22 protein-coding genes are annotated in these 23,802 nt (G+C 69.3%); 15 read left to right on the forward strand and 7 right to left on the reverse strand.

Going from position 1 to position 23,802, the window contains the following annotated elements:
- The first annotated feature begins 33 nt into the window (after positions 1-33).
- Positions 34-981, forward strand: a complete 948-nt coding sequence (locus SACCYDRAFT_RS07065; protein WP_005454861.1) for a sensor histidine kinase — start codon at positions 34-36, stop codon at positions 979-981.
- A gap of 4 nt (positions 982-985) precedes the next feature.
- Here SACCYDRAFT_RS07065 and SACCYDRAFT_RS07070 read toward each other — a convergent pair whose 3' ends face one another.
- Both SACCYDRAFT_RS07070 and fdhD read right to left on the reverse strand, forming a co-directional pair.
- Positions 986-1,891 (reverse strand): alpha/beta hydrolase, encoded by a 906-nt coding sequence (locus SACCYDRAFT_RS07070; protein ID WP_005454865.1) that lies wholly within the window; start codon positions 1,889-1,891, stop codon positions 986-988.
- Positions 1,892-1,900: 9 nt separating this feature from the next.
- The gene (gene fdhD, locus SACCYDRAFT_RS07075; protein ID WP_043537118.1) at positions 1,901-2,719 is read right to left on the reverse strand and encodes a formate dehydrogenase accessory sulfurtransferase FdhD; all 819 of its coding nucleotides are present in this window, start codon (positions 2,717-2,719) and stop codon (positions 1,901-1,903) included.
- Between the two features lie 49 nt (positions 2,720-2,768).
- On the opposite strand from fdhD, the gene SACCYDRAFT_RS07080 reads away from it, so the two are divergent.
- The 4 genes from SACCYDRAFT_RS07080 to SACCYDRAFT_RS07095 all read left to right on the forward strand — a co-directional run bounded on the left by SACCYDRAFT_RS07080 (position 2,769) and on the right by SACCYDRAFT_RS07095 (position 7,552).
- Positions 2,769-3,776 (forward strand): sigma-70 family RNA polymerase sigma factor, encoded by a 1,008-nt coding sequence (locus SACCYDRAFT_RS07080; protein WP_157606470.1) that lies wholly within the window; start codon positions 2,769-2,771, stop codon positions 3,774-3,776.
- Positions 3,773-4,123 (forward strand): DoxX family protein, encoded by a 351-nt coding sequence (locus SACCYDRAFT_RS07085; RefSeq protein ID WP_005454872.1) that lies wholly within the window; start codon positions 3,773-3,775, stop codon positions 4,121-4,123. The genes SACCYDRAFT_RS07080 and SACCYDRAFT_RS07085 overlap by 4 nt, the downstream gene beginning before the upstream one ends.
- A gap of 39 nt (positions 4,124-4,162) precedes the next feature.
- Positions 4,163-4,831 carry a GOLPH3/VPS74 family protein gene (locus SACCYDRAFT_RS07090; protein WP_005454874.1) on the forward strand — a complete coding sequence of 223 codons (669 nt, stop codon included), beginning with the start codon at positions 4,163-4,165 and terminating at the stop codon, positions 4,829-4,831.
- Between the two features lie 81 nt (positions 4,832-4,912).
- Positions 4,913-7,552, forward strand: a complete 2,640-nt coding sequence (locus SACCYDRAFT_RS07095; RefSeq protein ID WP_043536247.1) for a valine--tRNA ligase — start codon at positions 4,913-4,915, stop codon at positions 7,550-7,552.
- 27 nt (positions 7,553-7,579) lie between these two features.
- Here SACCYDRAFT_RS07095 and SACCYDRAFT_RS07100 read toward each other — a convergent pair whose 3' ends face one another.
- Positions 7,580-8,515, reverse strand: coding sequence for an SGNH/GDSL hydrolase family protein (locus tag SACCYDRAFT_RS07100; RefSeq protein ID WP_005454876.1), 936 nt, complete (start codon positions 8,513-8,515; stop codon positions 7,580-7,582).
- Between the two features lie 161 nt (positions 8,516-8,676).
- On the opposite strand from SACCYDRAFT_RS07100, the gene SACCYDRAFT_RS07105 reads away from it, so the two are divergent.
- The 6 genes from SACCYDRAFT_RS07105 (at position 8,677) to SACCYDRAFT_RS07130 (ending at position 18,055) form a co-directional block, all read left to right on the forward strand.
- Positions 8,677-10,206 carry a sugar ABC transporter ATP-binding protein gene (locus SACCYDRAFT_RS07105; protein ID WP_005454878.1) on the forward strand — a complete coding sequence of 510 codons (1,530 nt, stop codon included), beginning with the start codon at positions 8,677-8,679 and terminating at the stop codon, positions 10,204-10,206.
- A 138-nt stretch (positions 10,207-10,344) separates the two neighbouring features.
- On the forward strand, positions 10,345-11,343 hold the full coding sequence (locus tag SACCYDRAFT_RS07110) for an ABC transporter permease (RefSeq protein ID WP_005454880.1): 999 nt from the start codon (positions 10,345-10,347) through the stop codon (positions 11,341-11,343).
- Positions 11,340-12,338, forward strand: coding sequence for an ABC transporter permease (locus tag SACCYDRAFT_RS07115; RefSeq protein ID WP_005454881.1), 999 nt, complete (start codon positions 11,340-11,342; stop codon positions 12,336-12,338). The genes SACCYDRAFT_RS07110 and SACCYDRAFT_RS07115 overlap by 4 nt, the downstream gene beginning before the upstream one ends.
- The gene (locus SACCYDRAFT_RS07120) at positions 12,335-13,510 is read left to right on the forward strand and encodes a substrate-binding domain-containing protein (protein ID WP_005454884.1); all 1,176 of its coding nucleotides are present in this window, start codon (positions 12,335-12,337) and stop codon (positions 13,508-13,510) included. Before SACCYDRAFT_RS07115 ends, SACCYDRAFT_RS07120 begins: the two co-directional genes overlap by 4 nt.
- 13 nt (positions 13,511-13,523) lie before the next feature.
- On the forward strand, positions 13,524-14,396 hold the full coding sequence (locus SACCYDRAFT_RS07125) for a sugar phosphate isomerase/epimerase family protein (RefSeq protein WP_005454885.1): 873 nt from the start codon (positions 13,524-13,526) through the stop codon (positions 14,394-14,396).
- Positions 14,397-14,455: 59 nt separating this feature from the next.
- A complete protein-coding gene (locus SACCYDRAFT_RS07130) occupies positions 14,456-18,055 on the forward strand; it encodes a ThuA domain-containing protein (protein ID WP_005454890.1) in 3,600 nt (1,199 codons plus the stop codon).
- 90 nt (positions 18,056-18,145) lie between these two features.
- On the opposite strand, the gene SACCYDRAFT_RS07135 is transcribed toward SACCYDRAFT_RS07130, so the two are convergent.
- Positions 18,146-18,769 carry a TetR/AcrR family transcriptional regulator gene (locus SACCYDRAFT_RS07135; protein WP_232283790.1) on the reverse strand — a complete coding sequence of 208 codons (624 nt, stop codon included), beginning with the start codon at positions 18,767-18,769 and terminating at the stop codon, positions 18,146-18,148.
- Between the two features lie 93 nt (positions 18,770-18,862).
- Between SACCYDRAFT_RS07135 and SACCYDRAFT_RS07140 the strand changes: the two genes are divergently transcribed.
- Both SACCYDRAFT_RS07140 and SACCYDRAFT_RS07145 read left to right on the forward strand, forming a co-directional pair.
- The gene (locus SACCYDRAFT_RS07140) at positions 18,863-20,044 is read left to right on the forward strand and encodes a cytochrome P450 (protein WP_005454894.1); all 1,182 of its coding nucleotides are present in this window, start codon (positions 18,863-18,865) and stop codon (positions 20,042-20,044) included.
- A complete protein-coding gene (locus tag SACCYDRAFT_RS07145) occupies positions 20,041-20,229 on the forward strand; it encodes a ferredoxin (RefSeq protein WP_005454896.1) in 189 nt (62 codons plus the stop codon). Before SACCYDRAFT_RS07140 ends, SACCYDRAFT_RS07145 begins: the two co-directional genes overlap by 4 nt.
- Before the next feature lie 99 nt (positions 20,230-20,328).
- On the opposite strand, the gene SACCYDRAFT_RS07150 is transcribed toward SACCYDRAFT_RS07145, so the two are convergent.
- The gene (locus tag SACCYDRAFT_RS07150) at positions 20,329-20,940 is read right to left on the reverse strand and encodes a class I SAM-dependent methyltransferase (protein ID WP_005454898.1); all 612 of its coding nucleotides are present in this window, start codon (positions 20,938-20,940) and stop codon (positions 20,329-20,331) included.
- A 63-nt stretch (positions 20,941-21,003) separates the two neighbouring features.
- Here SACCYDRAFT_RS07150 and folC point away from each other — a divergent pair, with 63 nt between their 5' ends.
- A complete protein-coding gene (folC, locus tag SACCYDRAFT_RS07155; protein WP_005454900.1) occupies positions 21,004-22,491 on the forward strand; it encodes a bifunctional tetrahydrofolate synthase/dihydrofolate synthase in 1,488 nt (495 codons plus the stop codon).
- Entirely contained in the window at positions 22,488-22,931 is a 444-nt protein-coding gene (locus SACCYDRAFT_RS07160) for a DUF4233 domain-containing protein (protein WP_005454902.1), read from the forward strand. The genes folC and SACCYDRAFT_RS07160 overlap by 4 nt, the downstream gene beginning before the upstream one ends.
- 52 nt (positions 22,932-22,983) lie before the next feature.
- Here SACCYDRAFT_RS07160 and SACCYDRAFT_RS07165 read toward each other — a convergent pair whose 3' ends face one another.
- Both SACCYDRAFT_RS07165 and SACCYDRAFT_RS26790 read right to left on the reverse strand, forming a co-directional pair.
- Positions 22,984-23,403 carry a hypothetical protein gene (locus SACCYDRAFT_RS07165; protein WP_005454904.1) on the reverse strand — a complete coding sequence of 140 codons (420 nt, stop codon included), beginning with the start codon at positions 23,401-23,403 and terminating at the stop codon, positions 22,984-22,986.
- The gene (locus SACCYDRAFT_RS26790; RefSeq protein WP_005454905.1) at positions 23,369-23,791 is read right to left on the reverse strand and encodes a hypothetical protein; all 423 of its coding nucleotides are present in this window, start codon (positions 23,789-23,791) and stop codon (positions 23,369-23,371) included. Before SACCYDRAFT_RS26790 ends, SACCYDRAFT_RS07165 begins: the two co-directional genes overlap by 35 nt.
- Positions 23,792-23,802: the final 11 nt, after the last annotated feature.

Genomic DNA, 23,802 nt, shown 5'->3' on the forward strand with positions numbered 1-23,802 from the left:
GCAACCAGTCAGAAGTGTGACGGCAGGGGACCGGTGGTGACGACAGGGTCGCGCGCAGCCGAGGGAACGTTCTCCCATCGGGCGCTTTTCTACCGGGACGAGATCGGCTACGTGTCGAGTACCGTCCCGTTCGTTCTCGACGGGCTCGACAGGGGAGAGCCCGTGGTGGTGGCGGTGCCCGCGCGGCGGCTACGTCGGTTGGAGGACGCGCTCGGAGCTGCCGCAGAGAAGGTGCGCCTGGTCGACATCGAGGAGCTCGGTCGTAATCCCGGTCGGATCATCCCGGCCCTGCACACCTTCCTCGACGAGCACCCGTCGGGCCCCGCTCGTGTGATCGGCGAACCCGTGTGGTCCGGGCGGGCCGAAGAGGAGTACCCGGCGTGCGTGCAGCACGAGGCGATGGTGAACCTGGCGTTCGTCTGCCGGCCGGCGACGTTCATGTGTCCCTACGACGTGGACGCTCTCGGGCCCGGCGTGGTGCGGGACGCCGAGGCCACCCATCCGTTGCTCATGGAAGCCGACGCGGGCGGCGACGGTGCGCGGCCGAGTCCGCGCTACTCGCCCGAACTGGCGTACGACCGCTACAACGAGCCGTTGTCGGCCCCGCCGGAGGCGTTCGTGGTCCCGTTCGACGTCGAGACCCTGTCGAAGGCACGTCGCGTCGCCACGGAGTTCGCGGCCCGCGCAGGTATCGAGGGGGACAGGCTCGACGACGTCGCGCTCGCCGTGGGTGAGGTGTGTGCCAACAGCGTCCGGCACGGAGGTGGCCACGGCGAGCTCGCGGTGTGGGGGAACGGTGACGGCGTGGTCTGCCAGGTCTCGGACGAGGGCAGGCTCACCGACCGGCTCGCCGGCCGCAGGCCGGTGTCGAAATACCGGCACGGGGGACGAGGCCTGTTCCTCGTGAACCAGGTCGCCGACCTCGTCCGTACGCACGTCGCTCCCGACGGGCTGACCACGCACATCCACGTGCGCCGCTGAGGCACTAGACCCGGCGCTGCGGCCTGCCGGGCGCGTACCGCCCGAGGAAGCGCAGCAGCCCCGGCACAGTGGTGCGGAAGTACGAACCATCGTGGTCGCCCGGGTCGATGTCGGCGACCTCGGGATCGGCTCGGCGAATGAACGCGCGCACCCCGTCGATGAACGGGTCGTCGCTGCCGCACCAGACTCCCGTGGGAATGCCGCGTGTGGCGTGGACGTTCGCCAGGGGGTCCATGGAACGCCACTCCGCCTTGCTGCGCCAGGCGTTGCGCTCGCGCATCCTCTGCCACGACATGAAGGCCGGGGCGATGGCACCGACGGCGCGCACGGGTTGTCGCCGTTCGGACCGGCGGCGCGCGTAGAGCAACGCACCGAAACCACCCATCGACGTTCCCACCACGGCGAACGGAAGACCGCGCCGGTCGGCCAGTCCGCGTTCCCGCAACCAGGCGGGCACCTCCTCCAGCAGCATGGCCATGGGGTCGTCCCCGTGGTGGTACTCGTGCCAGTAGGTGTTGCCCCCGTCCACGGCTACGAACCCGAACGGGGGGATCCGTCCTTCGTTCACGGCCTCGACGAGCCCGGGCACCAGGCCGGGCGGGCCCGCGCGGCGGGCTGTGCCGTTGCGCCCGTGCAACAACAGCACCATCGGCAGGCCGGGCGGCGGCTGCCGTCGGGGCAGTTTGTAGATGACATCGACGCTCTCACCCCGATGCCGCGAGTAGCGCCGTTCGACGACCACCGCACCGTCGTAGTGCATCGAGCGCGTCGTCGACGACGCTCCGCACAACGAGGTGATCCCGAGCGTCGTGACGGCGGTGGCGCCCAGCAGGACCGACCGCCTGCTGGTCCATCGTCGGCCGTCGCCCGTCCCCAACACCTCTGCCCCCAGGTAGTGCCTTGGCCTCACGGACCGTCCTCATGCGATTGCGTTTCCGGTATACAGGTTCATGCTTTCGCCGCGCAGGAAGCCCACCAGCGTCATGCCGCACTCCTCGGCCAGTTCGACGGCCAGTGAGGACGGAGCCGACACAGCGGCGACGAGGGAGATACCCGCCATGGCCGCTTTCTGAACTAACTCGAACGAGGCACGACCGGACAGCAGCAGCCCGAGGTCGTGTGCGGGCACCCGGTCCTGCTGGATGGCCCAGCCGAGCACCTTGTCCACCGCGTTGTGCCTGCCGACGTCCTCCCGCACCGCGAGCACGGTGCCGTCCGAGGTGAACAGTCCCGCCCCGTGCAGGCCGCCGGTGGCGGCGAACACGCGTTGCCGTTCCCGCAGCGAGTCCGGCAGGGTCGTCAGCAGGTCCGCCTCGATCGTGAACGAGGCGCCTGCCGGGTGGAACCGGCTCTTGAGCCGAACGGCGTCCAGCGCCGCCTTGCCGCACACCCCGCACGACGACGTGGTGTAGAAGTTGCGCTGCACGCCGACGTCGGGCATCGGCACGCCCTCGGCCAGTCGCAGGTCGAGCACGTTGTACGTGTTGCGCCCGGAGTCGTCCACGCTGTCGCAGTACCGCGCCAGCACGACGTCCTCCCGGTGACCGATGACGCCTTCGGACAGCAGGAAGCCGTGGGCGAGTTCGACGTCGTGGCCCGGGGTGCGCATGGTGACCGCCAGCGGCGTGCCCGAGAGGCGGATCTCCAGCGGTTCCTCGGCCGCGAGCGTGTCGGGCCGTCGCCGCTCGCCGTGCGGTGTCAACTTGCGCACGGGCCTGCGTACGGTCACTCGGCCCACCGGGCACCACTCCCTCGCCTCTCGTGCGAACCGGGTCGGCAGTTCCATGATGGCGCGTTTCGCGACGGGCTCGCACGTGCGGGAGCCATGGGAGCTCGCCACTGTGGAGTCACGTTCCGGGGCGCGAGCGCGTCGAAGGGGCAACGCTGTTGACCGCCCGATCACGAAAGGTGCCGCGGTGACGCCTGCCCGACTCGAACTCTTCGAATCATGTCGACCTCAGCTGCTGTGCATGGCATTCCGGATCACGGGCTCCGATCCCGACGCCGAGGACGTCGTCCAGGAGGCGTGGATCCGCTACGAGCGCGCCGACGCGCGCGGGCTCCACAATCCCGCGGCCTGGCTGACGACGGTGACGACCCGGCTGTGTCTCGACCTGCTCCGCAAGCGGCGGGAGGTGCCCTGGCAGCCGGGGGACCTCCCGCCCACTGACGAGGAGTGGGAACCGGGGGAGGTGGTCGAGCTCGCGGACGAGGTGACAGCGGCTTTGGTCGTGGTTGTGCGGGAACTGACGCCGCCGCAGCGGGTCGCGCTCGTGCTGCACGAGGTGTTCGGCATGTCGTTCGGCGAGGTGGCCGCCGTCCTCGGCACCACGACCGGATCGGCGCGGAAACTGGCCAGCCGCGCCAGGGAGCGCCTCCGGCGTCGCGGCCCGAAGCCACGGCAGGCCCCGGCCGAGAGCGCCCGGAAGGTCGTGGAGGCTTTCCTGCGCGCCGCTCAGGACGGCGACATGGACGCTCTGGCGACGGTCCTGGACCCGGACGTCGTCCGGACGGCCGACCCACAGGCACTGGCCCCGGGGATGCCGCAGTTGGTCCGTGGTGCCGGGGCTGTGGTGGAGGAGACGCGGTCGCTGAGAGCGAACGCGAGACGGGCCCGGGTCGCCACCGTCGGCGGCCGTCCGGCGATCGTGGTCGTGTCGGACGGCGCTGTGCGATCCGTGCTGCTGTTCCACGTCGAGGGAGGCCGTGTCGTGCGCTACGACGTCATGGCCGATCCGCGACGACTGGCGTTGCTGGAGGTCTACCCGGTCTCAGGCGAGGGGGCTCGGTCGTGAACGCCGTCGAATGGGCCGTCGTCGTGGTCACGATCGTGGCGAACCTGGCCATCGCCGTGGCGGATCTCGTGGCGGCCGAGTTCGTGCTCACCAACTCGGCCGCGGTCGAAGTGCCCCGGTCGTGGCTGCCTTGGCTGGGAGTTCTCAAGGGGCTGGGAGGTATAGGGCTGTTGCTCGGACTCCTCGGGGTACCTGTCGTCGGGGTCGCCGCGGCACTCGGGCTCGTCTGCTTCTACGTGGGCGCGGTCCTGGCTCACGTCCGGGCGCGAGTCCTGGGAAACATCGCCTTTCCCGGTTGCTACCTCGCGTCGGCCGTGGCGTCGTTGTACGTGGCGCTGTCGTGGTGAACGCTGCGGAAAGATGATCATGTCCGTAGGCTGCCGGGCATGTTGATCGCCGAGGACCTGTTGCTGCTGGCTTACGACGACGAGGCGGGCAAGCCGGTCGGCATGGTCTCGCACCTGGAGTACGCGCTGGCCGGGGCGCTGTTGGTGGAACTCGCCCTGCTGGAGCGTGTGGACGTCACCACCGAGGCCGACGAGGGAAAGCCCGGCCGGATCGTGGTCAGGGACAGCACGCCGACCGGCAGGGGCCCGCTCGACGACGCCCTGGAGCGCGTGTTCGGTCTCGCGGGGAAGAAGCCCAAGGACGCGCTGCGTCCCCTCGCCAAGGGCGACCTGGTCACCCGCCTGCTCGACGGCCTGGCCGAGCGCGGCATCCTCCGCAGGGAGGACGGCAGGGTCCTGGGGTTGTTCCCGACGACCCGGTGGCCTGCCGAGGACTCGCGGCACGAGGAGAACCTGAAGGCCGGGCTGCGGCGCGTGCTGGTCGACGGGGAGCAGCCCGACGAGCGGATGGCGGCACTGATCGCCCTGCTGGCCACCACCGTGGAGGCCAAACACGTCGTGGGCCGTGAGGACGCCCGCGTGGCCCAGCGAAGGGCGAAGGAGATCGCGGAGGGAAACTGGGCAGGCGACGCCCTGCGCCGCGCCGCCGAGGAGATCGTCATGGCCGCCGTGTTCATCCCGACCGTCGTCATGCCGGCTGTGTCCTGACGGGTTCCGCCCGCCCACGCGGGGGCGCGGCGGTGAGAGCCGGTGAGAGGCGCGGCGAGGACGTTCGTAGACTTACTCATCGTGACGGAAAGCGCAGCCAGCACCCCCGACCTGCCAGGAGCCTGGAACCCGGCCGCCGAAGAGGCCGACATCTACCGGCGGTGGGTATCGGCTGGTTACTTCGAAGCCGACGCGGCTTCGGACAAGCCGCCGTTCACCATCGTGCTCCCGCCGCCCAACGTCACCGGCAGCCTGCACATGGGGCACGCGCTCAACCACACGCTCATGGACGCCATGACGCGGCGGCGGCGCATGCAGGGCTACGAGGTGCTCTGGCTGCCGGGCATGGACCACGCGGGTATCGCGACGCAGAACGTCGTGGAACGGGAGCTGGGCAAGGAGGGCCTGTCCCGCCACGACCTCGGTCGGGAACGGTTCGTCGAGCGCGTCTGGGAGTGGAAGGCCGAGTACGGCGGCAAGATCCTCGACCAGATGAAGCGGCTCGGCGACGGCGTGGACTGGTCGCGCGAGCGCTTCACCATGGACGAGGGCCTGTCGAAGGCCGTCCAGACGATGTTCAAGCGGCTCTACGACGACGGCCTGGTGTACCGTGCCGAGCGCATCATCAACTGGTGTCCGCGCTGCATGACGGCGTTGTCGGACATCGAGGTCGACCACTCCGACGACGACGGCGAGCTCGTCTCCATCCGTTACGGCGACGGTGACGCGTCGATCGTGGTGGCCACCACGCGGGCCGAGACGATGCTCGGTGACACGGCCGTGGCGGTGCACCCCGACGACGAGCGCTACGCGCACCTGGTGGGCACCGAGGTGGAGCTGCCGCTGACGGGACGTCGCATCCCGATCGTCGCCGACTCCCACGTCGACCCGGAGTTCGGCACGGGCGCGGTGAAGGTGACGCCCGCGCACGACCCCAACGACTTCGAGATCGGCAGGCGGCACGACCTGCCCATGCCGTCGATCATGGACAAGCGGGGCGTGATCACCGCGCACGGCCCGTTCGAGGGCATGGACCGCTTCGAGGCCCGTCCCGCCATCGTCGCGGCGCTGCGCGAGCAGGGCCGCGTCGTGGCCGAGAAGCGCCCTTACGTGCACGCGGTGGGTCACTGCTCGCGCTGTGACACGGTGGTGGAGCCGCGGCTGTCGCTGCAGTGGTGGGTGAAGGTCGAGCCGCTGGCGAAGGCCGCGGGCGACGCCGTGCGCGACGGCCGCGTGAAGATCCACCCGCCGGAGCTGGCGAAGCGCTACTTCGACTGGGTCGACGACATGCACGACTGGACGATCTCGCGCCAGTTGTGGTGGGGCCACCGCATCCCGGTCTGGTACGGCCCGAACGGCGAGACGGTGTGCGTGGGCCCGGACGAGCAGCCGCCCAGCGGCGAGGGTTGGACGCAGGATGCGGACGTGCTCGACACGTGGTTCTCCTCCGGCCTGTGGCCGATGTCGACCATGGGCTGGCCGGAGCCGACCGCCGACCTGGCGAAGTTCTATCCCAGCAGCGTGCTGTCGACCGGCTACGACATCCTCTTCTTCTGGGTCGCCCGGATGATGATGTTCGGCCTCTACGGCATGCGGGACAACGGGCCGGAGCGCTCGATCCCGTTCGAGCACATCTACCTGCACGGTCTCATCCGCGACGCGCAGGGCAAGAAGATGTCGAAGTCGCGCGGCAACGTCATCGACCCGCTCGACTGGATGGACCGCTTCGGCGCGGACGCCACCCGCTTCACCCTCGCGCGCGGGGCCAACCCGGGTGCCGACATGGCGCTGGCGGAGGAGTGGGCCGCGGGCTCGCGCAACTTCTGCACGAAGCTGTGGAACGCCACGCGCTTCGCGCTCTCCAACGGCGCCACCGTGGCGGCACCGGTTCCCGACGCGAGCGAGCTGACCGAGTCCGACCGCTGGATCCTCGGCAGGCTGTCGGCCGTCGTGTCCGAGGTGGACACGCTGCTGGAGCAGTTCCAGTTCGCCAAGGCCACGAACGTGCTCTACCACTTCACGTGGGACGAGTTCTGCGACTGGTACCTGGAGCTGGCGAAGGTGCAGCTCTCCGGCGAGTACGCCGACGGCACACGCGCGGTGCTCGGCCACGTGCTCGACGTCGTGCTGCGGCTGCTGCACCCGTTCATCCCGTTCATCACGGAACGCTTGTGGACCACGCTCACGGGCGGGGAGTCGCTCGTGGTGGCCGAGTGGCCGGTCGGTGAGAAGTGGACCAGGCAGGCCGACCCGGACGCCGACACCCGGATCGCGGACGTGCAGAAGCTCGTCACGGAGGTGCGGCGCTTCCGTTCGGACCAGGGCCTCAAGCCCGGGCAGCGCGTCGCGACGCGGCTGTCGGGTGACGGCTTCGCGGTCATCGCCGGACACGAGGAGGCCGTGCGCTCCCTGGCCCGGTTGAGCGAGCCGGGTGACGGCTTCTCCGCGACGGCGTCCCTGGAGGTCGCGCTGGCGGGCGGCATGGCGACGGTGGAGGTGGACACCTCGGGTGCCATCGACGTCGCGGCCGAACGCAAGCGGCTGGAGAAGGACCTCGCCGTGGCCCAGAAGGAACTCAAGCAGACCGAGGGCAAGCTCGGCAACCAGTCCTTCCTGGACAAGGCACCCGCCGAGGTGGTGGAGAAGATCCGCACCCGCCGGGACGTCGCCGCCGCCGACATCGAGCGCATCACGGCCCGGCTGGAACAGCTCGGTTCCTGACGCCCAGGGTGGTGGCGGCCCGTGCCGTCACCACCCGCGTGCGGCGAGGTGGTCGAGGATGACCTCGGCGACGCCTTCCATACCCCGGCGGTTCGGGTGGTAGTTCGCCGCGCCGATCGGGTTGATGTGCTGCCCCTGGATCCACGCGTGGTCGGCGCACGCGTCGTGGCCGAGGGACGCCGGGTAGGTGTCGACGAACGTCGCCGTGCCGTTGTTCGCCGCCGCGGAGGCGAGTGCGGCGTTGAGCGTCTCCTCGATGTCGTTCAGCCAGGCGTAGTCGCCGTCGGCGAACGGCAGGATGTCCGGGCACGTCCCGCTCGGTGGGGCGATCCGCGGGTATCCGATGAGCAGGATCGTGGCCTCGGGTGACCGCTTCCGGACACCGTCGAGCACGGCCTCGACGTCCTTCCGCGTCTCGGCGATGGCCGCCTTCAGGGTGTCCACGCCGTCGACGGTGAAGTGCTTCTGGCACGGGTTGCCGGTCGGATCGGAGTCACGGAGGCCGGGACACGTGCTGATGATGCTGCCGAAGACCCCGTAGTCGTTGCCGCCGATGCCGACGGTGACCAGGTCGGTGTCGGAGCGCAGGGCGTCGAACTGCGGCCGGTTGTACCCGAGCGTGACCTCCTGCCGCTGGGTCATGTCACCGGTGTCGGCTCCTGCGCAACTGACGTCGGTGAGCACGGTGCGGTCGAGTCCACGGGCGACGACGGACGGGTAGTTCTGAGTGGACCGCAGGCAGCCGAGGGGGTCGAGCCGCTGGAAGGGGATCAGCGGGCCGGAGGTGTACGAGTCGCCGAGCGCGACGTAATGTACCCACCCGCGAGACGTCTGGACCGGCTGAGACGCCTGGGACGGCTGTGGTGCTTTTGCCGCAGCGGTGGCGGGGTGGAGGAAGGTCAGTGTGAGCACCGAGACGAGCACGGACACGAGGACGGTGACCAGGCTCCGGCGGCTGCGCATGCCCTAGTTCTATCTGCTCGAACCCGCGGGTGGATCTTCCGAATGGGTGAGTTTTGCGAATCGTGACACCCATCGTTGGGTGTGCTGTGCACGCGCTTAGGTGTTGCAAGTCGTAACTTTTGTTTGACATACGCAAAAGCTCGACACTATTGTGCCCAGTCATGACTGTGACTGGCCTCACCGGGGATGCGCCGGTGGTCCGGATGCGGGGTGTCACCAAGCAGTTCCTGGGCAACACGGTGCTCCATGGTGTGGACCTCGACCTGTACCCCGGCGAGGTGCATGCGCTGGTGGGCGAGAACGGTGCCGGCAAGTCGACGCTGATGAAGATCCTGGCCGGGGTCCATACCGCCGACGGCGGGAGTGTCGAACTCGACGGCCGTCCGGTGACGTTCTCGTCGCCGCGACAGGCGCAGGCCTCCGGCGTGTCGATCGTCCACCAGGAACTGAACCTGCTCGGTGATCGCTCGGTGGCGGAGAACGTCTTCCTCGGCTCGGAGCCCGTCCGCCGCGGCGTGGTCGACCGGCGGCGCATGGAGGCGGACACCGCCGCGTTGCTGGACGACCTCGGCGCCGTGGGCATCTCGCCGCGCGACCCCGTCCGGCTGCTGTCGGTGGCGCAGCGTCAGGTCGTGGAGATCGTCAAGGCGCTATCCAGCGATGTCCGCGTGCTCGCGATGGACGAGCCCACGGCCGCGCTGGCCGACAACGAGGTGGACCTGCTGTACGGGCTCGTGCGGCGGCTGTGCGAGCGCGGTATCGCGATTCTCTACGTGTCCCACCGCCTCGTGGAGGTCTTCGACCTCAGCCACCGCATCACCGTGCTCAAGGACGGCGCGCTGGTGACCTCACAGCCGAGGAGTGAACTCACGAGCGACGACCTCGTGCGGCACATGGTGGGCCGCTCCCTGGACGCTCTGTTCCCCCCGAGGGCCACCGAGTCCGAAGTGGGCAGGACGCGCCTGCGACTGGTGGGCTGTGGCAACGAGCGGCTTTCGGACATCGACCTGAGCGTGCGGGCCGGTGAGGTCGTCGGCCTGGCCGGGTTGCAGGGAGCGGGCCGTTCCGCGGTGGCGCGCGCGGTGTGCGGTGTCGAGCCGTTCAGGACGGGGACGGTCGAGCTGGACGGCGAGCAGGTACGCGTGTCCTCACCCCGTACAGCGGTACGACTCGGGATCGCGCACGTCACCGAGGACCGCAAGGGCGAGGGGTTGGCGCTGCGCCAGTCGGTGCGGGACAACGCGCTGCTCGTGCGGCGGGCGGCGTTCTCCCGGCGGCCGCGTGGAAAGGCGGTGCCGATCTCGGAGCTGCTGAAGTCGGTGGCCGTGGTCGCGCGCTCGCCGGAGCAGGAAGTGCGCTTCCTGTCCGGTGGGAACCAGCAGAAGGTCGTGCTCGCGAAGTGGCTCGCGGTGGAACCGCGGGTGCTCATCGTCGACGAGCCGACGCGAGGCATCGACGTCGGTGCGAAGCAGGCGGTGTACGAGCTGCTCCGTGGTCTGGCCCGGGACGGCGTCGCGATTCTGATGATCTCGTCCGAGCTGCCCGAGTTGATCGGCATGAGCGACCGGGTGCTCGTGATGCACGACGGGCGAATAGCGGGTGAGCTGCCCGCGGGGCCGACGGAGGAGGCGGTGATGAGGCTGGCCACGGGCCACGCCGTGACCGAGAGCAGGACAGAGGAGGCCGTGTGAGCGAGAATCCATGCTGCTCGCGGAGGCCGATCGGGTGCGGGTGTCCCGCAGGATGCTGGGAGGCCGTGTGAGCGAGAATTTCGTGCTGCTCGCGGAGGCCGATCGGGTGCGGGTGTCCCGCATTACAGAGGAGGCCGTGTGAGCGAGGTTGTCACGGCCCCGGCGGTACCGAAGCGTCCTCAGTGGACTCGGCACCTCACGAACCCCGTCGTCGCCGTCTACGCGGCACTGGTTCTGGTGCTGGTCATCGGCAGTGTGCTCGTCGGACTGCAGGGTGGTGTGCTGCTCGACCAGGGCGGCATCATGAACATCCTGACGCGCAGCACCGCACTCGGTCTCGTCGCCATCGGCCAGACGATGGTCATTCTGACCGGCAAGCTGGACCTGTCGGTGGCGTATCTCGTCGGCCTGTGTTCGCTGATCGCGGCGGAGACGATGGCGGGCAACGACTCGATGATCCTTCCCGCCGTGTTGTTGACGCTCGCGTGCGCCGCCGGTGTGGGACTGGTCAACGGGCTGGTCGTCACCAAGCTGAAGGTCAACGCGTTCATCGCCACGCTGGGCACGGGACTCGTCATCCGGGGCTACCTGGAGAACAACTACGAGGGCCCGGCCGGTGACGTGCCGACGGCGTTCCAGCACCTCGGGTACGACCGGATCGGTCCGGTTCCGGTGTCGGCGCTGCTGATGCTGGGGTTGGCGGTGCTCGCCTGGTGGTTCCTCGCGAGGACCCGCCCCGGATACCACGTGTACGCCGTGGGCGGTGACGAGGAGGTCGCGCGGTTCTCGGGTATCCGTAACGACCGCACCGTGATCACCGTGCACGTGCTGTGTGCGGTGGCGGCCGGGCTCGCGGGACTGTTCCTGGCGAGCAGGCTCGGCTCCGGCTCGCCGTGGGTCGGCACCGACGGCGGTTACGACCTGGAGTCCATCGCGGCCGTGGTGCTCGGCGGCACCATCCTGGCAGGCGGTCGGGGCGGTGTCGCGGGAACGATCGGCGGCGTCTTCATCCTCGCCACGCTCGACACGATCTTCGACGACCTCGGTATGAACTCGTTCTTCAAGGACGTGGTCCGGGGAGTCGTGCTGATCGTGGCCGTCGCGCTGTACGCCCGTCGCAGGAAGGCCGCCCGATGACGCACACCGCTACCCCGGCCACTCGCCGGCTGCCACGCCCGAAGCTCACCGACGGTACGGGCCCCGTGCTGGCCGTGCTCGCGATCCTGCTGGTGGCGCTGGCGTTCGCCGGTCCCGCCTACAGCGAGCCGTCCGGTTACCTGGCGCTGCTGAAGCGGGCGGCGCCGTTGATGATCCTCGCGATCGGACAGTACTTCGTCATCGTCAGTGGTGGTTTCGACCTGTCGGTGGGTTCGCTGGTCACCGCCGAGGTCGTGATCGCGGCCAGACTGCTGAACGGCGACGAGGGCGCCACGCTGTGGGTGATCCCGTTGCTGCTGGTGATCGGCGCTGTCGTGGGCTTGGTCAACGGGCTCATCACCACCCGGCTGTTGGTGCCGTCGTTCATCGTCACGCTGGGAATGCTGCTGGTGCTCGACGGAGCGGTGTTCCTGTGGACGGGCGGCGCGCCGCGCGGTTCGCTGACGGAGGCGTTCCGCACCGTGGGCCGCGAAGGGTTCGACGTGCCGCTGCTCGGCCAGGTGCCGTGGTCGGTGCTGCTGCTCGCAGTACTCGTGGTCGCGGCGGTGATGTTCATGCGCAGTGGTAGGGGGCGCACTCTGGTCGCGGTCGGGGACAACGAGACCGCGGTCCGGCTCGGCGGTGGCAGCGTCGAGGGAATGCGCACGCTGGCGTTCGTGCTGTCGGGCATCTCGGCGGCCGTCGCCGCGATCCTGCTCGGCGGATTCGCCGGGGTGTCGGCACAGGTCGGTGAGGGCTTGGAGTTCCAGGTCATCACCGCGGTCGTGCTCGGGGGCGTCGTGCTCGGTGGCGGACGCGGTTCCGTCGTCGCCGCGATGGCGGGCGCGCTCACGTTGGAAGCCCTGTTCTCGTTGCTCAACCTCCTCGGCGTCTCGGGAGGACTGGAGTCTGCGGTACAGGGCGTCATCATCATCGCCGCCGTGGCCTACGCGGCAGTGGGGCGGTCGAGGTTCCGGACAAGGAGAACGACATGAGAAAGACATGGCTGACCGTCGTCGCGGCGGTCGGTGCGCTCGCGATGGCGAGCTGTACCAGCGAGCTTCCCGCCGACACCGGGCCAGGGGACGCGTCGCAGTCGGAGTCGTCGCAGTCGAACGAGTTCTTCGACCAGGCCGAGTACGAGCGGCAGCTCGCACTGCGGGACGCCACCCCGGAGGGCCCCGAGGGCAAGCCGTGGGAGCAGGCGCTCGAACCGGAGATGGTGGACACGTCGTCCTACGCCAAGGACGGCCCCTACCACCTGTGCTTCTCGAACGCGTCGGTGGACAACCCGTGGCGGCAGGTCGGGTGGAAGACCATGCAGGCCGAGGTCGACCTGCACGACGAGATCGAGAAGTTCACCGTTCTCGACGCCGAGGCCAAGGACGACAAGCAGATCAGCGACATCTCGTCGCTGACGTCGCAGGGTTGTGACGCGCTGATCGTCTCGCCCAACACGACGTCCACGCTGACGCCCGCCGTGGAGCAGGCGTGTGGCAGCGGTATGCCGGTGATCGTGTTCGACCGTGGCGTCAACACCGACTGCCCGGTGACGTTCATCCACCCGATCGGCGGCTACGCGTTCGGTGCTTCGGCCGCGGAGTTCCTGGCCGACGAGGTGGGCGAGGGCGGCAAGGTGCTGGCCCTGCGCGTGCTGCCCGGTGTGGACGTGCTGGAGCACCGGTGGGCCGCGGCGGAGCGGATCTTCGCCGACCGCGGTGTCGACGTCGTGGGCGTCGAGTTCACCGAGAACGACACCGCCGGTGCCAAGAGCATCGTCAGTGACTACCTGCAGCGCGAAGGCCAGATCGACGGCATCTGGATGGACGACGGCACGGCGGCCGTCGCGGTGCTGGAGGCGTTCGAGGACCAGGGCATGGAGGCTCCGGCCATCTCCGGTGAGGACCAGCAGCAGTTCCTGGAGAAGTGGAAGAGCGAGAACCTGACGGCCCAGGCTCCGACGTACCCCACCTACCAGTGGCGTACCCCGGTGATCGCCGCCCTCAAGATCCTGAAGGGCGAGGAGGTGCCCAAGGAGTGGATCCTGCCGCAGCCGGTGGTGACCTCGGAGAGCCTTGACCAGTACCTCACCGAGGGCATGCCGCCGCTGCACTACGCGCTGTGCGGCTGCCAGGAGATGCCCGACTTCCCGCAGCGCTGGCAGTGACGAGGAGCGGCGAGTGTCCACAGTGCATCCCATTGGGGTGAACACCTGGGTTTGGACGTCACCGCTGGACGACGCCGCTCTGCGTGGGCTCGTGCCGGCCATCGCCTCGTCGGGGTTCGACGTCGCCGAGCTCCCTGTGGAGGACCTCGGCGACTGGGACCCCGGCGAGGCGGCCCGGCTGCTGGCCGACCACGGCCTGGGGGCGTCGCTGGTGCTCGTCATGGGCGAGGGCCGTGAGCTGGTGCGGGCGGAGGCGGCCACGATCACCGCCACGCAGGACTACCTGCGCAGGTGTCTCGACATCGCGGCCTCACTCGGAGCACCGGCGCTGAGCGGGCCCGCGTACGCCTCCGTGGGGAGGACCTGGCGGATGACCGAGCGCGAGCGGGCCGAATGCGTGCGCGAGTGGCGCGACAACATCGGCCCGGTGCTGGAGCACGCCGCCGACGTCGGTGTGCTGCTCGGCGTCGAGCCGCTCAACCGCTACGAGACCAGCCTCTTCAACACCGTGGAGCAGACGCTGCGGGCGATGGACGGGCTGCCGTCCTGCGGGATCGCGCTGGACGTCTACCACCAGAACATCGAGGAACGCGATGTCGCCGCGGCCATCCGGTCGGCGCACGGCCGCGTCGCGCACGTGCAGGTGTGCGCCAACGACCGGGGCACACCCGGTCGTGACCACTTCGACTGGCCGGAACTGCTCGCCGCGATCGCCGACACGGACTACGCCGGTCCGCTGTGCATCGAGTCCTTCACCGCCCACAACAACAGCATCGCCACGGCCGCCTCGATCTGGCGTCCGCTCGCCACGAGCCAGGACGCGCTGGCGATCGACGGCCTGGCGTTTCTCAAGGAGGTGATGTCGCAACAGGAAACCCGGTCCTGACCGTCGACGGCGCCGGCACGCCGTGATCGCTCATTTCCCTCTTCACACGTGAGGATTTCATGAGTAGACGCAAGAAACTGTTGTCGCGCATCGGCGCAGGCGCGCTGGGCGGTGTGCTCGCCGTCGGAATGCTCCCGGCGGGCGCGCAGGCCCAGGAGGCCGAGTTCCACGCGCTGCTGTTCACCAAGACCGAAGGCTACCGGCACACGTCGATCCCGGCCGGGATCGAGATGTTCGAAAACCTCGCCGCGGAGAACAACTTCACGTTCGACCACACCGAGGACTCCAGCGTCTTCAACGACGCCGACCTCGCCGAGTACGACGTGATCATCATGTTCCAGACCTCGGGCATGGTCTGGGAGAACGACGCACAGCGCGAGGCGATGAAGTCGTACGTGGAGAACGGTGGTGGCATCGCCGCCATCCACAACGCCACGGACATGGGGATCGAGAACGACTTCCCCTACTGGGACGACCTCGTGAACGCGGGCGCCCACATGCCGTCGCACTCGCCGGGCGTGCTCGACGGCACGGCGAAGGTCACCGACCACCACCACCCTTCGACAGAAGGGCTGCCGGCGCGCTGGGAACGCGCCGAGGAGTGGTACAACTTCGACAAGAGCATGCGCGGCGACGTGCACGTGCTCGTGTCGGCGGACGAGTCGACCTACAACCCCGGCCCCGACGCGATGGGTGCTGACCACCCGATCTCCTGGTGTCGCGACGTGGGTCTCGCCCGCGTCTGGGCCACGGCGATGGGCCACGACACGGCGGCGTACAGCGAGGAGCTGTTCATCCAGCACATCCTCGGCGGTCTGCGCACGGCGGCCCGCACGGTGGAGGCCGACTGCTCGGCCACTGTCGACGACGCCTTCGAGAAGGTCGCCCTGGACACCAACACGCAGGCCCCGACCGCGATGGACATCGCCCCGGACGGCCGCGTGTTCTACACCGAGATCCTCGGTCGCGTGATGGTGTACGACCCGGCGACCGAAAGCACCTCCACCGCGATGGAGCTTCCCGTCTACTCCGGTGGCGAGGACGGCCTCGTCGGTCTGGTGCTCGACCCGAACTTCGCCGAGAACGGCTGGATCTACCTGTACTACTCGCCCCCGGGCGACCAGGAGATCAACCGGGTTTCGCGCTTCACGGTGGAGGGCAACACGATCTCGCCCGACACCGAGGTGCAGATCCTCGACATCCCCGCGTCACGCCGCTCCGAGCCCGGACACACCGGCGGTTACCTGACCTTCGGCCCGAACGGCGACCTCTACATCGGCGTCGGTGACGACACGAACCCCTTCGAGTCGGGCGGCTACTCACCGATCGACGAGCGGGAAGGGCGTGACCTGTTCGACGCGCAGAAGACCTCGGCCAACACCAACGACCTGCGCGGCAAGATCCTCCGCATCACCCCGCAGGCCGACGGTGGCTACACCATCCCCGAGGGCAACATGTTCGCCCCCGGCACGGAGAAGACGCGGCCCGAGATCTACGCGATGGGCTTCCGCAACCCGTTCCGGTTCACGGTGGACGTCGACGGCACCATCTACATGGCCGACTACGGTCCCGACTCGAGCACTGCCGACCCCGACCGCGGACCGGACGGCAAGGTCGAGTGGAACATCGTGAAGGAGCCGGGCTTCTACGGCTGGCCGTACTGCATCGGCAACAACATCCCGTACAACGACTACGACTTCGCCACCGGTACCTCGGGGGAGAAGTTCGACTGCGCCAACCCGGTCAACGACTCGCCGAACAACACGGGGCTGACCGAGCTGCCCGCCGCGCAGGAAGCCGACGTGTGGTACGGCTACGGCGCTTCGGAGGAGTTCCCGATCCTGGAGACGGGCGGTGCCGCCCCGATGGGTGGGCCGGTGTACCGGTACGACCCCGACCTCGACTCGGAGATCAAGTTCCCCGAGTACTACGACGGCAAGCCGTTCTTCTACGAGTGGGCGCGCAACAAGATCTACACGATCACGCTCGACGAGCAGGGCGAGGTGCTGAACCTCGACCCGTGGCTCACGAGCCAGCAGACGCTCGCCCCGATGGACATGCGGTTCGGTCCCGACGGGGCGCTGTACCTGCTGGAGTGGGGTGGCGGCTACGGTCGTGACAACCCCGACTCCGGTCTGTACCGCATCGAGTACAACCAGGGCAACCGCAGGCCGATCGTCAAGGTGAGCGCCGACCCGACCTCGGGTCAGACGCCGCTGGAGGTGTCGTTCAGCAGCGAGGGTTCCCACGACCCCGAGGAAACGGAGCTGTCCTACTCGTGGGACTTCGGTGACGGCGGCACGTCCACCGAGGCCAACCCCACGCACACGTACGCCGAGAACGGTCAGTACAACGTCCAGCTCACGGTGACGGACGCGACGGGGAAGGCCGGCGTCGGGAACGTGACGGTGACGGTGGGCAACACCGCCCCGTCGGTCTCCGTGAAGGCGCCCGCCGACGGTGGGTTCTTCGAGTTCGGTGACCAGGTGGCCTTCGACGTCGACGTCACCGACCCCGAGGACGGGCAGATCGACTGCGGCGAGGTCGTCGTCCAGCCCGCGCTCGGTCACGACGCGCACGCTCACCCGATGGACCCGATCAACGCCTGCGAGGGCGTGATCGAGACCATCGTGGACGACGGGCACGCCGGGGCGAACATCTTCTACTCCGTCGACGCCAGCTACACAGACCACGGTGGCGACGGCGCGCCCGCGCTCACCGGCCGGGACACCGTGGTGCTCCAGCCGAAGCACAAGCAGGCGGAGTACTTCACCTCGTCGCAGGGCATCCGCGTGGTGAACCAGGAGGGTGCGGAGAACGGCAAGCGCATCGGTGACATCAGTGACGGTGACTGGATCGCCTTCACCCCGGTGAACTTCACGGGCATCGACGAGGTGTCGCTGCGCGTGTCGGCCCCGGACGGTCGCGGAGGCTCGGTCGAGCTGCGTGCGGGTGCGGTGGACGGCCCGCTCGTCGCCGAGGTGGAGGTGCCCTCCACGGGTGGCTGGGACAACTACGTCGAGCTGCCTCCGGTCGCCGTCACCGACCCGGGCGGGACCACGGAGCTGTTCGTCGTGTTCCGCGGCGGCACCAGCCCGTTCGACCTCGACTCGCTGACGTTCATCGGCGACGGCGTGGCGCAGGTCGACAAGGACGCCCCGACCGTCACGGTGTCCGGTGTGGAGGACGGTACGTCCTACGGTGACTCCGGTGACCTCACGCTCGGTTTCGAGGCCACGGACTCCGGTGTGGGCGTCGACTCGGTCGAGGCGACGCTCGACGGTGAGACCGTGGAGAACGGCGCGGAGATCCCGCTCTACACGCTGGAGCTCGGTTCGCACGAGCTGGTGGTGAAGGCCACCGACAAGGCGGGCAACACGGCGGAGCAGAAGGTCACCTTCACCGTGACGACGTCGGTCGAGGACCTGCGGGCACTGGTGGAGCGCTTCGCCGACGAGGACCGCATCAGCGCGAAGACGGCGAAGGACCTGAAGCTCCGGCTTTCCGTCGCCGAGGGCCTCAAGCGGTTCAGCGCCTCCGCCGCCTCGGCGGTGATGCAGACGTTCGCCGACAGCGTCGAGAAGCGGGTGTCGGACGAGGAGGTGAAGACCGTGCTGGTCCGCGACGCGCAGGCTGTGATCGAACAGTGGCGCGCGTGACGGATCGGTGACAGACGCGGGCGCGGATGCCGGGCCGCCCCGCTACGGCCGGCGTCGGGTGGCAAACCATGTCATCCGGCGCCGGCCTTGTCATGCCGGCGGGAGGGCGTCGAGGCCGCCGGCGACGACGCGCACGGCGTGGCGCGCTGCTTCGAAGGTCTCGGCTGGGGACCCGGACCGGGCGATCGCCGAAAGCCCGGCGCTCTGCATGGCACCGATGAGGGCCCCTACGGCTGCGGCGGCCTCCACCGGGGTGAGTGCCTCGGGGTACGCGTCGTGCAGCACGGCGGCCAGGCGGAGCTGAGCGTCGTACAACAGGGTCAGAGCCCCGCTGCGAAGTTCGGGGACCGCCAGGATGAGCCGGCCCTGAGCGAGCTGTTCGGCGGTGCTGAAGCTCTCGCCGTCGCCCTCGAGCAACCAGCGCAGCAGATCTTCGGCCGTGGCGAGCAGCGCGTCCCTGGGAGACATGGTCGTCGCGTGTTCAGCCAGCCGGGCCGCGAGGGTGTCGATGCGTCGCCTCCGATGAGCTAGGAGGATGTCCTCCTTGCTCCCGAAGTAGTTGAACAGTGTCTTCGTCGAGACGTCGGCTGCGGCGGCGATCTCGGCGACGGTCGTCTCCGAGTAGCCCTTCTCCGTGAACAGGCGCATGGCCTCCCGCTGGAGGGTGTGGCGTGTCCGTTCCTTCTTGCGTTCCCGCAACCCGACCTCGGCCATGGGCATCACTGTAAACCGATCACCGAATATTCATTGACTGTAAAAATACACCTTGTGTAATTTGTGGGTGTCCTCGTCGAAGGGAGAGCACCCATGGCCGCACCACTGCCGATCGCCAGGCCGAACCCGTTCGATCCGCCCGCGGTACTCCTCGACGGTGCGCCCCTGCGCCCGCTGGCCTTCCCGGACGGGCACGTCGGCTGGCTCGTCACAGACCATGCGGTGGCCAGGGAGGTGCTGGCGGACCGGAGGTTCACCAGCAGACTCGAGTTCCGCCGCTCACCGGTCCACCGGCCGAACGTTCCCAACTTCCAGGCGGGCCAGGCGGCGTTGCCCGGGTTCTTCATCGCGATGGACCCGCCCGACCACACCCGCTACCGGCGGGCGTTGACGGGGCAGTTCACCGTGCGCCGCATGAACCAACTGCGTCCCAGGGTGGAGCAGATCGTGGCCGAGCGGCTCGACCTTCTGGAGCAGGCAGGCCCGGGAAGCGATCTGGTGGCGACGTTCGCGTTGCCCGTCCCGTCACTCGTGATCTGTGAACTGCTCGGGGTGCCGTACGCGGACCGGGCACTGTTCCAGAACGCCAGCGCGGTGCTGCTGCGGCTGGGCGTGTCGGACGCCGAGGCAGGGGAGGCCATGGCCACTCTCCTCGGCTACCTGAAGGAACTGATCGCCCGCACCCGGCGCGAACCGGGTGACGACATCCTCGGTGGCCTCGCCGAAAGCGGGACTCTCGACGACGAGGAACTGCTGGGGATCGCGTTGCTGTTGCTCGTCGCCGGGCACGAGACCACGGCGAACATGCTCGCGCTGGGAACCTTCGCGCTGTTGCGGCACCCCGAGCAGGCCGAGGCCCTCCGTGCGGGCACGGTCTCGGCCGACTCCGCGGTGGAGGAGTTGCTGCGGTACCTGTCGATCACCCAGTTCGGTACCGGGCGCGCCGCACTGGAGGACGTGGACCTCGCGGGGCAGCACATCAAGGCCGGTGACATGGTGATCGTCTCCATTCCGGCGGCGAACCGGAGCTCCGACCGGTTCGCCGACCCGCACACGCTCGACCTCGGACGCGACGCACGCGGCCACCTCGCGTTCGGGCACGGCGTGCACCAGTGCCTCGGGCAGCAGCTCGCCCGGATCGAGATGCGCGCGGGGTACACGGCCCTGTTCCGGCGGTTCCCGGCACTGCGCCTGGCCGTTCCCGCCGACGAGGTCCCGCTGCGCCACGACATGGCGATCTACGGTGTGCACGCGCTGCCCGTGGAGTGGTCGTGATCGAGGTGGACCGGAGCGTGTGCGCCGCTTCGGGCATGTGCGCGCTGACCGCGCCCGACGTGTTCGACCAGGACGACGACGGCGTCGTGGTCGTGCGGGCCGACCCCGTCGCCGAGCACGCCGAGTCGGTCCGCCTGGCGGTGGACCTGTGTCCCTCCGGAGCGCTCAGGTGGCGCTTCCGGTGACCACCCGGAGCTCACCGGAAGCGGGGGCATGCTTCTGGAGCACGACGGTCACCGTCGTCGTCCCGCCGGGAAGCGTGGACGTCCCGTCGCTGTCGGGTCTCACACCCGGCGGTAGGTGAGGAGGTAGCGCCAGAACGGCAGTACGCGTACCCGGCTGCCCGGCAACAGCCGGGCGGCCTCACGGCGCACGTCGTCCAGCGACATGTCCCAGTCCCGGATCGGGGCCCGGGGCACCGGGTCGGCACCGCCGGCCAGCCGTTCGGCCACCGACACCGTCGCCTTCGCCAGCAGGTTCACCGGGATGGAACCGAGCCAGACCGCCCGGTCGCGCACGGTGCTGGGATTCGCCAGCCCCAGCACCGCGAGCACACCGCCCGGTGCGAGTGCGTCCCGCAGCGTCGTCACGGTCTCGAACGGCACGTGGTGCAACGAGGCCACACACGTGACGAGGTCGTAGTGGCGTGACGGCAGCGGGTGCGTGGTCACGTCCGCCTGCCGGTAGACGATGGTTCCCGGGCCGGGAGAGCCGAGCGCCTGGGCCACGGACAGCACCTCGTCCGCGGGATCGAGCGCGTCGACCTCCAAGCCCTGCGCCGCGAGTCTGCGGGCGAGCTTGCCCGTTCCGCACCCCACGTCCAGCGCGCGCCGCGCACCGTCGGGCACGAGCCGGATCAGCAGCGGGTGGTAGCAGTCGTTGTGGTTGAAGGGCACGCGGTCACCGTATCGGCGGCGACGTAGACTCGAGGTCGTCACCGCTAGTTGTGAGGAGAGTGCGTGCCGTCCGACGACCAGGAGTTTCCCCCCGAACTGTCGCAGGGGGAGAACTTCATCGCCGGGCCGTTGCCCGACGACCCCGACGAAGAGGCCGACGCCGAGCCGGTCGACGAAGCCGCGATCGACGCGCGGGCCCGCCAGGACCTGCTGGCCGTGGAGGCCGAGCTGAACCGGCGCTGGCCCGAAACCAAGATCGAGCCTTCGCTGACGCGGATCTCCACGCTCGCGAACCTGCTCGGTGACCCGCACCGCGCGTACCCGGTGATCCACGTCGCCGGTACCAACGGCAAGAGCTCCACGACCCGCATGATCGAGGCCCTGCTCAGCCACCTGGGCCTGCGGGTGGGCCGGTACACGAGCCCGCACCTGCAACTGGTGACCGAGCGCATCAGCATCGACGGCGCACCGATCTCCGCGGAGAAGTACGTCAACACCTACCGCGACGTCGAGCCGTTCGTGTCGATGGTGGACGACGCGGCGGGCGAGAACGAGCCGAAGATGAGCAAGTTCGAGGTGCTCACCGGCATGGCGTTCGCCGCGTTCGCCGACGCTCCCGTCGAGGTCGCCGTGCTGGAGACCGGCATGGGCGGTCGGTGGGACGCCACCAACATCGCCGAGGCCCAGGTCTCCGTCGTCACCCCCGTCGGGTTCGACCACACCGACTACCTCGGTGACGACCTCCGCTCGATCGCGGGCGAGAAGGCGGGAATCATCAAACCCGGCGGTATCGCCGTGCTGGCCCAGCAGCAGCCCGACGCCGAGCGGGTGCTGCTCGAACGCGCCGTCGAGGTGGACGCCACCGTGGCCCGCGCGGGCAGCGAGTTCGGGGTGCTGAGCCGCGACGTCGCCGTGGGCGGGCAACTGCTCAACCTGCAGGGGCTCGGCGGCGTGTACGACGAGATCTTCCTGCCCCTGCACGGCCTGCACCAGGCCAACAACGCCGCACTGGCGCTCGCCGCCGTCGAGGCGTTCTTCGGGGCGGGAAAGGACCGCAAACTGGTGGTGGATGCGGTGCGGGAGGCGTTCGCCGCCGTGTCGACACCCGGCAGGCTCGAACGGGTCAAGGCGGCACCGACCGTGTTGCTCGACGCGGCGCACAACCCCCACGGTGCCGCCGCACTGGCGAGCACCCTCGACGAGGAGTTCGCTTTCCGGCGGCTCGCCGCCGTGGTCGGAGTCATGGCGGACAAGGACGCCGCCGGTATCCTCGAAGCCCTCGAACCCGTGGTGTCCGACCTCGTCGTCACCCGGAACTCGTCGCCGCGGGCCATGCCGGTCGACGAACTCGCCGCGCTCGCCGTGTCCGTCTTCGGCGAGGAGCGGGTGACCGTGGAACCGCGCCTCGACACGGCCGTCGAGACCGCGATCGCCCTCGTCGAGCAGACGGACGACCCCGAGGAGCCGGTGTCCGGTGGCGGGGTGCTCATCACGGGATCGGTGGTCACGGCGGGGGAGGCCCGCACGTTGTTCGGCAAGGAGCCCGCATGAGTGAGTCAGCCTCGTCCGGAGCGCAGGCGGCCTTGGGGACGCCGGCGCCGCCCGCGAAGGACCCGATGAAGGGTTTCCGCGGTGTGCAGGCCGGGACGTTGGTTCTCGAGGCCATCGTCGTCGGGCTCGCCCTGCCGGTCGTCGCGCAGCTCGGCGACGGTCTGAGCAGTGTCCAGGGCTGGACGGTGGGCGGTATCGCCGTGGCGTTGCTCGCGTGCTGCGGGCTGCTGCGTTTCCCGTGGTCGATCTGGGTGATCCTCGCCCTCAACGTCGGTCTGGTCGCGTTCGTCGTCACGCTGCCGTGGGTGACGGTGATCGGCGTGCTGTTCCTGGCCGTGTGGGGTTGGCTGATGTGGCTGCGCCGTGACGTCGCCCGCCGCATGGCGGAGGGGCGGCTGCCCAGCCAACAGGCCGGTGCGCAGGGCGGCCAACCCTCCTGAACTTCCGTGTCCGCGGCCTGCGCACGCGTGTCCACAGCTCCGGTACGCGGGCTCAGCGTGAGTCCTCACGGGCCCGCACGATCCCGTGCCAGATGGCCAGCAGCAGGGTCACCGCCAGTCCGGCTCCGGCGAACAGAACGACCGCCGCGACGGCGTTCACGGGCGTGCCCGCCGGGTTTCCGGCGTCGTGACACCGCACTTCGATGCCTGCGCCGAACCGCAGTGCGGCGGTGCCGTCGCACGCCCGCACGACTTCGACGAAGCCGAGCAGGCCCGCGAGCAGGCAGGCGAGCAGTGACGCGCACGTCCACACGATGAGCAGCAGTGCGGAGACCCGGCTGCCAGCGGCACGCCTGGGGGAAGCCGGTGACACGTCCTCACGACCGAGCGATGGGGTGCCGGAGTGGAACACGCACTCGCGTTCCTCGTTCCCCTCGTCAGCCGCGAATCCCGAACCCGTCGAAGAAGTCATCGTCTCCGGGCCTTTCCTGCCGTCGTGGCTGCTCCGGTGGGGGCAGTGACTCCACCCGGACCCGCAGCGCAGGGGTGTTCTCCAGTTCGTTCGCCAGTGACGCGAGGTCGAAGTCGAGCACTTTCGCGGCGCTCACGGCGGCGAACCCTTTTTCGATCTTTTCGATCCGTTGTGTGCGGGCGTTCTTTCCGGCGCCGGTCCACGCGGATGACTCCCGCACCGCTTGGTCGAGTTCGGCGACGCACGCGTCGAATTCGGTGCCGACGTCGCGGACGAGCCGTAGCGTGTTCCCGCCCGGCGGGAGGTTCTTCCCGTGTTGCCGGAGGAACGAGTCCTCCTCACGGGTGTCCGAGAGAAGTCCCTCGTCGATCACGTCCTCGGGAGCCATGCGCGATCGCC

Origin of the sequence: Saccharomonospora cyanea NA-134, assembly GCF_000244975.1 — a bacterium.
In the GTDB taxonomy this organism is placed as follows: domain Bacteria; phylum Actinomycetota; class Actinomycetes; order Mycobacteriales; family Pseudonocardiaceae; genus Saccharomonospora; species Saccharomonospora cyanea.